The sequence below is a fragment of the Streptomyces changchenzhani genome, from assembly GCF_039766235.1.
Taxonomy (GTDB): Bacteria; Actinomycetota; Actinomycetes; order Streptomycetales; family Streptomycetaceae; genus Streptomyces.
This window is the reverse complement of the sequence record NZ_JBDHNH010000021.1, coordinates 67,386-77,442: the sequence shown is the minus strand read 5'-3', so window position 1 is coordinate 77,442 and position 10,057 is coordinate 67,386. Positions and strand designations below refer to the sequence as shown.

10 protein-coding genes are annotated in these 10,057 nt (G+C 65.6%); all 10 read left to right on the top strand.

Features of this window, described 5'->3' with window-relative positions; genetic code table 11:
* Window positions 1-1,134: 1,134 nt before the first annotated feature.
* The 10 genes from ABCR94_RS37590 (at window position 1,135) to ABCR94_RS37545 (ending at window position 10,022) form a co-directional block, all read left to right on the top strand.
* Window positions 1,135-1,515 (top strand): hypothetical protein, encoded by a 381-nt coding sequence (locus ABCR94_RS37590; protein ID WP_347125873.1) that lies wholly within the window; start codon window positions 1,135-1,137, stop codon window positions 1,513-1,515.
* Window positions 1,516-1,732: 217 nt separating this feature from the next.
* Window positions 1,733-2,155 carry a hypothetical protein gene (locus ABCR94_RS37585; protein WP_347125871.1) on the top strand — a complete coding sequence of 141 codons (423 nt, stop codon included), beginning with the start codon at window positions 1,733-1,735 and terminating at the stop codon, window positions 2,153-2,155.
* Between the two features lie 10 nt (window positions 2,156-2,165).
* Complete coding sequence (locus ABCR94_RS37580; protein WP_347125870.1) at window positions 2,166-3,143, top strand: bifunctional lytic transglycosylase/C40 family peptidase; 978 nt, start codon at window positions 2,166-2,168, stop codon at window positions 3,141-3,143.
* 47 nt (window positions 3,144-3,190) lie between these two features.
* A complete protein-coding gene (locus tag ABCR94_RS37575; protein WP_347125868.1) occupies window positions 3,191-3,529 on the top strand; it encodes a DUF8827 family protein in 339 nt (112 codons plus the stop codon).
* A 123-nt stretch (window positions 3,530-3,652) separates the two neighbouring features.
* The gene (locus ABCR94_RS37570) at window positions 3,653-4,846 is read left to right on the top strand and encodes a hypothetical protein (protein WP_347125867.1); all 1,194 of its coding nucleotides are present in this window, start codon (window positions 3,653-3,655) and stop codon (window positions 4,844-4,846) included.
* Complete coding sequence (locus ABCR94_RS37565) at window positions 4,827-6,404, top strand: hypothetical protein (RefSeq protein ID WP_347125866.1); 1,578 nt, start codon at window positions 4,827-4,829, stop codon at window positions 6,402-6,404. The genes ABCR94_RS37570 and ABCR94_RS37565 overlap by 20 nt, the downstream gene beginning before the upstream one ends.
* 3 nt (window positions 6,405-6,407) lie before the next feature.
* Window positions 6,408-7,934, top strand: coding sequence for an SCO6880 family protein (locus ABCR94_RS37560; RefSeq protein ID WP_347125864.1), 1,527 nt, complete (start codon window positions 6,408-6,410; stop codon window positions 7,932-7,934).
* Window positions 7,931-9,367, top strand: coding sequence for a putative type IV secretion/conjugal transfer ATPase (locus tag ABCR94_RS37555; protein WP_347125863.1), 1,437 nt, complete (start codon window positions 7,931-7,933; stop codon window positions 9,365-9,367). Before ABCR94_RS37560 ends, ABCR94_RS37555 begins: the two co-directional genes overlap by 4 nt.
* 62 nt (window positions 9,368-9,429) lie before the next feature.
* The gene (locus ABCR94_RS37550) at window positions 9,430-9,750 is read left to right on the top strand and encodes a DUF6238 family protein (protein ID WP_347125861.1); all 321 of its coding nucleotides are present in this window, start codon (window positions 9,430-9,432) and stop codon (window positions 9,748-9,750) included.
* Window positions 9,750-10,022 (top strand): hypothetical protein, encoded by a 273-nt coding sequence (locus ABCR94_RS37545; RefSeq protein ID WP_347125859.1) that lies wholly within the window; start codon window positions 9,750-9,752, stop codon window positions 10,020-10,022. The genes ABCR94_RS37550 and ABCR94_RS37545 overlap by 1 nt, the downstream gene beginning before the upstream one ends.
* Window positions 10,023-10,057: the final 35 nt, after the last annotated feature.

Here is a 10,057-nt window from a genome sequence, read left to right as displayed (position 1 = left end):
CGGATCCTGATCGATGACCTGATCGCGAAGCTCTACCACGGTGGCCGGCGATCCGGGCCAGGGCGAAGGCCAAGGGCGGGGAGGTCCCCTTCGCCGACCAGGTTAGTGTCCTGTCCGATGAGTCACCGATCGCACCCGGGCAAGAAGGGCAGCACCCACACCGTGCGGCTCACGGGCAACCGGTTCTTGGCGAACGCGATGTCCGCGAGCAGCGCCAAGGACCGGATGCACTTCATGGTCTGCACCGAGATCCTCGACGCCACCGTGAGGGCTGCTTCTGGAGCGGCTCGTCGGGCACTTCGGCCACACGGTCCCCACGGTGGTCGACGGGCACTCAGCCCAACACTCTTGTAGGCACTTGAACTGAGCCCGGACGAGCTGGTCAACGCCGACCTCAAACACAGCCTTCCCCCACCCCCACCGGGCCAGGAACCAGGCCGAACTCGTCGCCGAAACACGCAGGTTCTTCCACCGCTGACAACGCCAGCCCCACACGTCCGCTACATCCTCGCCGAGTGAATCCCATGAGTCTCTGATCAATATGAACAGCTTGAAATAGCCTCGCCACCACGGAAGTCTGAACCTACTTCTAGGAACTAGGTTCAGACTTTTTCACTGATTCGAGTTGCCCGCGGACCTCTGTGAGGATTCAGGCACGGCCAACGCCGCAAGGCGCAATCTTGGCCGCTGGAGGTTCCCCTATCGAACCTCTCTTTTACTGAGAGAACGGGTTGATGTCCTTGATATGAGTGACGGCTTCAGCCGCGAACCCAGCCCTTTTTTGCTCTTCACGATTCAAGGCGCCCTGATATGTAGAGGCGCCGCTCGTGTACGTCTCTACCTAGCGGTCTCGTGAGCAAGAAGCACCTCGAACAGGCCCGCGAAGAATCCCCCCCCTTCAAATCTCCGGCAAACGCCGGTATCAACCGCAGGAGTAGTTCCCCTCTTGCGAAGGGGTGTTGCGGCCCCTCCCCCTGGGCGGCAACACCCGCCCTCCCGTGAACTCTTGCGCGGGCCTGCCGAATCGCCGACGCCCCTGCCCACTGTCCCGACAGGCGGGGTGTCCGCCTTTACAGGCGCGGTCACGGCAGCGCGACCACCACATGCAACCGATCCTCCCTGAGGAGCAACTCCGTGTTGACATCCGGATCCTTTAAGCGAACCCTGCCCATCGCCCTGGGGGCGGCGCTTGCCGCCACCGCGCTCTCCACCGCGTCGGCGTCCGCCAGCTCCGGCTGGTGGGTTTCCAGCGGAAGCGGTGCCGAGGGCTACTACAACCACGTCAACGGCCGAGTCACCGCATGTGACATCAAGACGGATGGCCGCAAGGCAGCGGTCCAGATCCTGGCGAACGACGGCCGTCTGCTCACCACGGTCACGGACTCCTACAACAACGGCAGCTGCTCCTGGAAGACCCCGACCCTCTTCCAGGGCACCCACAAGATCAGGGTCTGCGTGGCGAAGGGCAAGGCACGCCCCACCAAGTGCAGTGCGGCCCACACGTTCTCCGTCTGACCTCTCCCTGCCTCCTACGCAAGATGGTGGTTCCGGCATGCCTCATTCAGAACGCTTCATGCCGATATCCATGGGAATAGGTATAGCGGCTTCCGTTGTCGCTCTGGCTACTGGATGCTCCAGCTCGACTGACGGTCCGCCCGAGCCTGCGGCTGCACAACCGCACTCCGTTTCGGCAGGCGTCACGGAGACCGGTTCACCCAGCGCGACACCCCCTGTGTCGCCCTCAAATGCCTTTCTGCCGAAGAATGTTGAGCGCACGGCGCGGGCCTTCGCCACGGCCTATGCTTCGCGCGACGCCCGCGATGGCAAGGACAGCTCGTACGCCGATGCAGGCGCTCGGGCGGCTCGGCTTTCAACAGGCGAACTCGCGGGCATCCTGGCCCAGAAGCGGCCGAGTCAGGACGCCGCGTGGGCCGCGTTGCGGGCCGAGAAGGCCCGCCAGACAGTCAAGGTCACTTCAGCTGCGGTGCCTGACGGCGCACCAGCCGTGACACAGTCCTCCGGCCTGGTTCGGGTCGGCTACATACTCACGACGACGCCGAAGTCCGGGCGCGCGGGCCGCAGCAGCGAACAGCTCGCGCTCCGCCTTGAGCAGACCCCCCACGGCTGGCGCGTCACTGCGCTGCCGTGGGCGTGACGGGGCTGCGGTGAACAAGGGGATACAAACCGGCCTGGGACTTGTCACGGCTGGTGTCATCTCGGGTATCGCTCTGCTAACTACGTTCGGCGGGTCCGGCAGCGCGTCCGCACAGGAGACCGGGCCGGGCGGCAGCATCACAACCGACGCCCCTGTCCCCGGCTGGGTGCGCGTACTCATCGGCAAGTACGCCGGGAAGTGCCCGCAGGTCACAGCGTCGCTCCTGGCCGCTCAGCTCTACACAGAGAGCAAGTTCAACCCCAAGGCCAAATCCCCCGTGGACGCCCTCGGGATCGCTCAGTTCATGCCTGCCACCTGGGCTCAGTACGGCATGGATGGCGACGGCGACGGGCTCAAGGACATCTGGAACCCGGCCGACGCGATTGCCGCGCAGGCCAACTACGACTGCGTCTTGGCCAAGGAGGTCAAGGCCGTACCCGGGGACTCCACGGACAACATGCTCGCCGCGTACAACGCGGGCGGCGGCGCCGTGACCAAGTACGGCGGCGTCCCTCCCTACCCCGAGACTCGCAACTACGTACGGGACATCCGTGACTTGGCGGCGAAGTGGGCTGCGGCGGTCAACCCCGACCTGCCTGCGGGCAAGGGGAGCGCCCGCGCCATCTCCGCAGCTAAGACGGCCCTGGGGACTTGGTACCAGTGGGGCGGCGAATGCGTCGCTCCGTACAAGGGGCAGGGCGGTTGCGACTGTTCTTCGCTCACCAAGATGGCCTGGGCCTCGGCCGGCGTGAACCTGCCCCGAGTCACCTATGACCAGGTGCGTTCAGGGACCGCGGTCAAGTCTGTCAGTCAACTAAGGCCCGGCGACCTGTTGTTCAGCGTCCCCGGCAGCGCCGGCCCAGAACACGTCGGCATGTACATCGGCGACGGCCAGGTCATCGACGCCCCACACACGGGCGCCCAGGTGCGGATCAGGCCACTCAGTTACTGGAAACCGCAGATCACCGCGATGCGGCACGTCGGCTAATTCCAACAAAAGCCATATTTGTTGTATTCCATAGTAAAGGGATTCAAATGTATAACCTCCTTACTGTCGCCGCCGATCCCTCCCTCCACACCAGCCTCGCCGCAGGAGCTGACGTAGTAACCGGCGTCAAACCCGATTGGGGACCCTTCGGATCGCTGGGGACGACGACGAAGGTCATCCTCAGCGCAATCGCGGCCGTCGTACTCGCTGTCGGCGTCGGTGCGTTCCTCATTGGTGTCGGCAAATCGAAGGGGTGGTTCGGCGAGGGCCACTCCACCATGGACAGCTCGCGCGGCAAGGGCATGATGGTGGGCGGCCTGACCTGCATCTTCCTCGTGGCGTCTCTCGGGACGCTCGTCGCCATCACCTACGCCATGGGTGTGTGACCCATGACTACGGGATTCTGGAGGAGGAACGATGCCTCCGCGAAACGCGACGGGGTGCACCCGTCATCAGCGAAGCTCTGGGGCATCGCGGCAGGGGGGGTAGCGGTCGTTACCGCTGCCGGAATGATCGTCAGCCTGTCCACCGGCAGTGCATCAACGCCTTCCCCCGCCAAGTCCTCGACGGCGCACACGGCCCCGAAGCCGAGGGGGGAACGCATGCGCGTGCATCACGGGGTGCCGGTGGGCTATCCACGTACCCAGGCCGGCGCAAAGGCGGCAGCGGCCAACTACACGACTGTTCGCGGCAGCGTCTCATTCCTGCTGAACAAGAACGCGCGCCACCGAGCCGCGACGGTGATGGCCGCCGACGCTGCGGCGTCGACAGCAACCAAGAAGGCCGACCATGCCGTTGGTCAGGCAGTCGGCGCACTTCGCGGCGACAACGCCAAGGTCCATCCGCAGCAGGCCCTCGCCCGTACCGGCGTGCTCTCCGCTCATGTGCTCGGCTTCGACACGAACAAGGCCATGATCCGCCTGTGGACAACAACGGTCCGCGGTAGCGCGGCAGGGCACTCGACGCCGAAGACGGCCTTTCAGGCCGTCACTGTCACTCTCACCTGGGAGTCCAACGACTGGAAGTTCCGAGACAGTTCGAGCACGAGCGGACTGGTCGCTCCCATCGATGCCCGCCAGACCTCCAACGTCACGAGCGACTTCTCCGGCTACGTGCCTGGTGCTGCGAAAGACCCGGTTCTGAGCGGCGCCACCGGTGAGGACGGGTTTCCCGCAGGCTACGAGCGGAGTGAGCGCGGGGCCCGCGCAGCAGCCACAAGCGCCGCGATGCTCTACGGCGACCCGCGGTTCTTCACCGATGACAACTGGCGGCACAAGATGCTGGCCGCCACTGCCGCGCCGAGCGTCCTGGGCACGGTCAGGTCGGATGCCGACTCGACGGCGCAGCTGGTTGTGGAGAACCGGGGGCTCGGCGGTGACGGCAAGACTACGGATGGTGGAGAGCTGGTCACACGGACAGCGGCGCTCGCCACCCGTTCCGTTTCCTATTCAGATCATGCCGCGAGTATCGAGCTGTGGACCGCTTCAGTGGGCGGTATCGCAGGCAAGGACGAGACGCAGCGCCCGCAGATCGCCTACCTGCGCATGACGGTTGATCTCACTTGGACGGACGGAACGTGGAAGACGACTGCGGTCACCCCCTCCGAACCGCTCGTGCCGTCCCCGCCCGCAGCGGAAGAGGCCGCGCCAGCTGACAGTTTCGTGGACGTGGGAGGTGCCAGCAATGCGCCTGCGTTTGCGTGATGATGCCCCAGGGCTCCTGACCATCGAGCGGAGCACGCCGGGTCGCTGGAGCCGCCGCCTTCAGGCGGTGATGTGGATCAACGTTGTCATCGGCTTCATTTTCGTACCGTCGGCGGTCGCCAACCCGTTCTGCTACATCCCGATGGTGTGTGAGACGAAGGCGGCAATCGACTTCGTCAAGGACCCTCTGGGCTTCTTGCTCCAGAAGCTCACGGAGGCCAACATCTGGTTCCTGCGCAAGATGCTGGAACTGATGCAGAACACCACGAAGATTGACCTGACGAGCAGTGGTTTTCTCAAGCAGTACGCGATCATCTTCGCGGCCTCCTCGCTCTTCACAGTGGCCCTGTGGTTGATCGCTGTCGCCAAACGGGCCGTCCGCGGAGTCGCGGTGACCACGGCTGTCTCCGAGGCGATCGGGTTCCTGCTCCTCCAGTTCGCAGTCAACGCGATGACGCCGGGCGCAATCGCCTTGCTGATGAAGGCGATTGACGAGGTCACGGCCATTTTTGAGCCGTATGCAACCTCGAACTTCAAGCCGTTCCTGGGAAATCTCCTCAAGGTCATGGCGGCGAATCCCACGCAGGGCGTAGGTCAGCTGCTGATCGTGAATCTGATCATGATGTTCGGCGCGCTGCTGATGTGGGTGGAGCTCCTGATCCGCAGCGCGGCGATCTATGTGGCTGTCGCGCTCGGCCCCATCGTGAACGCGGGCTTGGTGGACAAGGATCTGTGGGGCAAGAGCAAGAAGTGGATTGGCGCGATCATCGCGATCGGCCTCACGAAACCCGTCCTCTTCGCACTGCTCGGGCTGGGTGGCGCGATCCTCAGTGACACCTCGGGAACCATGTCCGACGCAGTTTCCAGGATCTTGGTGGGCGCGCTAATCCTCCTGCTCGCCGTGTTCGCCTCAGGCACCCTCTACAAGTGGGTGCCCGCCTTCGGGGACGAGATGGCCCAGCTCCACCAGGACCGGAAGAACGCTCAGTCCTCGGGCCCGGCTGCTGTCGTGGACGGACCTGGCCAGCACGCGAACCGCGCCATCAACAGCCACGTTCAGGACTCGTTGGTCGGGGGCGGTGGCAAGGCGGCCGGCGGTAAGGCGGCTGCTTCGGCCGGTGGCAAAGCGTCTGCTTCGACTGTCGGCGGCGGTACGGCAGCAGCCGGACCGATTGGTGCTGCGGCTGCTGTCACCAAGGCCGGGGCTGACGTAGTGAAAAACAAGGCGACGAGTTCCCCCGGCATGCAGGGAACGGATGCTGCCAAGGGCGGCTCTGAGCAGGGCCAAAGCGGTCAAGGCAGGGACAGCGCTGGATCTTCCGGCGCACCGGCGACCGCCCGCCCGCAGGGAGCGACATCCGACCCGGTTGTCAGCTCGGGTCCGGGTACGGCGCAGGCACCCGTGACACCAGCTCCCTCTCCCCACGCGGCTGCGCCTCCTCCCTCCTCGGCCTCGGGTACCACCTCCGGCTCCGGCCCTTCGATCGCTCCCCCTCCGTCTTCTCGGCCGTCTGGTGGTCAAACACCTGGCGGGCCGGACCCCAGCAAGGATCAGTGACCCATGTCGACTCGTACGTATCAGTTCGGAAAGCACCGGCCCACAGGGCTGGTGGGCCGTCGGGACCTCGGTGAACAGGTCGTGCTTGGGGGCGGCGTGGCCACCGGCATCCTGCTCGGCTACATCTTCAACGGCGCGACGGTCGTGGCCGCGATCAGCTTGATCCTGCCGGTCCTGCTTGCGCTGGTGGTCGTCTACGCCCCCTACCGGCCCAAGGGCACTTCGCAGCGCCGGACCCTGTACCGCTGGTGGAGAATCAGCCGATATCACCGTCAAGCGCTCCGCCGCACCGGCGGCGTGTGGGTGTCCCCTGCCTTCGAGGCAGGCATGGGCCGTGACGGCACGCCGCCTCAGGCGGCCCTCGTGGAGCCGGAGGGCATCGCCGGAATGACGTGGGTGCCGGTCACGGTGCGCGGTCAGCAAGCGGTCATCGTGCTCCAACCGGAGGCCCGTTGTGTCACCGCCTCGCTGGAGATCGCCTCCCCCGGCCTGGGGGGAATGGAGGTCGGAGAACAGGTCGTCGCCCTTGAGCGGTGGGGCGAGTTGCTCGATGCCTTCGGCAACGTGGAAGAGCACCCGGTAAAGCGGATTCAGGTCATCGCCCGTCAGATGAAGAGCGATCCGTATGCCCATCAGCGGTTCATCGCGCAGCGGGACAAATCTGCGGCCACGGCCGATGCTCCGCAGTGGCTGAAGGATTCGTACAACGTCCTGGCCAACGCCGTATCGACCTCGGCGGAGGAACACCGTTACTACATCACCATCCATGCGAAGTTCACCCGCGACCTGGCCGCCGACGGCGCAGCCCGCGGCACCGGTGACGAAGGAGTCGCCACGGCGATGTCCGCGTACTTGGAAGAACTGTGGTCGCGCGCTGAGGATGCCGATCTCACAGTGATCGCCCCCCTGGACGAAGGCCGGATGACCGCCTTCATCCGCAACAGTTACGACCCCGACCACGCGATCTGGGATACGGAGCTTCAGCGGGCGCACGCATTCCCACGCAATGTCGACGTCCGTCAGGGCTCGCACGTCGCAACCCGCGCCGCCGGGTCCACCAACAGCTGGTTCCACGCCACGGCCGCCATCGTCGGGTGGCCCACCACTCCCGTTGGGCCCGACTTCCTGGCCCCGTTGCTGATCGGAATGCCCGACGTGATCCGCACGATCTCGATCACCCAGCAGCTTGAGCCGAACGACAAGGCCGTGGAGCGGATGCTGGCGGAGGACACGAACAACCAGGCCGAAATGCACCGAGACCGACAGCGCGGAAAGAACATCGACCCGCGCGACCAGATCGCGGCGACCGCCACCGGTTCGCGAGGCATGGCCCTCGCCTCGTCGGGCGCGGCCGGCTCAGCCGTCGTCGGCTACATCACCATCTCCACACGCAGTGCCGAAGAGCTGGAGCGCACGAAGCGCACCACTGCTTCCCGCGCCCGCAACGCCCACCTCCGCGTGGAGTGGCTCGACCTCGAACACGCCAGGGCCTTCGCCACCACGCTGCCGCTCGCCGGAGGGATCAAGTGACTGACCTGCTCGACCTCACGCCGCTGGCCCCGATGTACGAGACGGCGCGCCGTCCCCTCTACACCGAAACGACCACGAGCCAGGCTCTGTACCTGCCCATCGCGCCGCCGACCCTGGGCACGGCCGGCGCCATCATCGGCCGGGAGCTCTACTCCGGCAAAGCCTTCATCTACTGCCCTTTCAGCGCCTTCGGCGATGGCTTGCCCGGCGGGAACATGATCGTGATGGGGGACACGGGTCGCGGAAAGAGCGCGCTCACCAAGACCTACACGGCCCGGCAGATCCGCCTCGGTCGACAGGTGGTCGTGCTCGACACCAAGGAACAGAAGGAACGGGAAGAGGGCGAATGGGCGGCACTGGGGCGTTCGCTGACGGGGAACGCGCCCGTGAAGTTCACCCCGGGCGGCGGGCGGGGGGCCTCCTGCATCAACCCGATGGACCCCGCGATCGCGGGCAAGCGCCAGATCGAACTGGTCCGGACGATCGTTGAACTCGGGCTTGGTAAGCCCCTGGACGAGTTCGCCGGCTCAGCGTTGCGCCTCGCCATCCGGCGCGCTCATGAGCGGGCGGGCAGCCTGAGCCGCACACCCGTCCTGGCCGACGTCGCCACCGCGCTCCGCTCCCCGGAGGAGTCCGACGCCAAAGCCAAGAAGCGGACGCGGGACGAACTTCTCGGGGACGGACTGGAAGCGTCGTACGTGCTGGACCGGCTCTGCGGGAACGAGCAGGACACGACCGGCGACCTCACCGGCATGCTCGACGGACCGACCAGCCTCGGCGTGGATCTTGATGCCAACATGGTCGTCTTCGACCTGACGAAGGTGCCCAGCGGCGGTGTCGCCATGACGATTCTCGTCGCCGTAATCTCCGTCTTCCTCGAAGAGGTCTGGCTGCGGCCTCTCTGCGAGTGCGGGTCTGAGCCCAACCAGCACGAGCACGTCGTGGTCGACGAGAACTCCGGTGCCTGGGAACTCGGGCCGAACCCGAAATCGAGCTGCCGACGCTATACGCAGCGCAAGCGCATCCTCGTCTGCGAAGAGGCGTGGCACATTCTCGGAACCCCCCAACTGGCCGCGCTCCTGGAGAAGTTCCTCAAGTTCGCACGCGGATATGGGCTGTCCTGCATTTTCATCGTTCATCATCTGTCGGACATTGACGACAGTCCGGAGACCCAAGCGGCTCTGAAGATGGCGGACACCATCGTCATCTACAGCCAGAAGAAGTCCGAAGCGGAAGCAACGGTGGCTCGTCTGGGACTTCCGTCGTGGACGGCCGAGCACATCATGCGCCTGCGCCGTGGGATCGCGCTGTGGAAAGTCGGAGAAGTCATTTACCCCGGCGTCCAACACCTCCTGGTCGAAGCCGAACAGCACCTGTGCTTCTCCTCCGGCTCGATGACGGATCTCACCAGCACCTCCCCGGACACCAAATGACCAGACGACGCCACCTCGCCCCGGCCAACCCCTTCTACGCAGATACAAAGCACGCACGCCTCATGAGCACCGCGACCGACGAGGCCACGCTCCTGGCGGACGAGCACACGGTGCGGCAGGACATCGACCAGCTGCACGCCGATGCCCTCGAACTCGCCCGCCGCACGAAGGCACTCGCCACTGTGCTGGATCACGGCGACTACTCCGCCACCGGTGGTCGCGTCCGTACGGCCGTCACCCACATCTGGCGAGCGGCGGAAGACCTGCACAGCGCCTTCCACACGGCTCCACCGCGCTGTGCCGGGCCCGACGCGTCCCTCTCCGGGCTCTGCGGCCGGCGCATGCGCTATCTCGCAGCCCGGGTCGCACGGAGCACCGAGTAGTGGACCTCATGCCGAGCGGGATCTCCCTGACCCTGTACGCCGTGACCGCCGTGACCGCCGTGTGCGGAGTGGCCATGCTGACGCTCTGGATTCTGACGAACCGAGGGCGACGCAGCGCCGGGTTCGCCGCAAAGTCACAGCTCAGGCGTCAGATGTCGGTCAAAGCGGTCCTGAAGGCAACGGAGATCCGTCCTTCCCTTGCCCGCGGTGAAGACCACCCCGCCCGCACACCAGCGGTGAGCCTCGCGAAGGACCGTTCCACCGGTTCCTGACTCCCCCTCCCCCCATCTTGTTGCGGAGCACGCCA

What these genes read in the sequence shown, in the direction of transcription:
- ABCR94_RS37575 (WP_347125868.1), top strand. Translation starts at nt 3,191, where the DNA reads ATGTATAACCTCCTTACTGTCGCCGCCGATCCCTCCCTCCACACCAGC.
- ABCR94_RS37570 (WP_347125867.1), top strand. Translation starts at nt 3,653, where the DNA reads ATGATCGTCAGCCTGTCCACCGGCAGTGCATCAACGCCTTCCCCCGCC.
- ABCR94_RS37565 (WP_347125866.1), top strand. Translation starts at nt 4,827, where the DNA reads ATGCGCCTGCGTTTGCGTGATGATGCCCCAGGGCTCCTGACCATCGAG.
- ABCR94_RS37560 (WP_347125864.1), top strand. Translation starts at nt 6,408, where the DNA reads ATGTCGACTCGTACGTATCAGTTCGGAAAGCACCGGCCCACAGGGCTG.
- ABCR94_RS37550 (WP_347125861.1), top strand. Translation starts at nt 9,430, where the DNA reads ATGAGCACCGCGACCGACGAGGCCACGCTCCTGGCGGACGAGCACACG.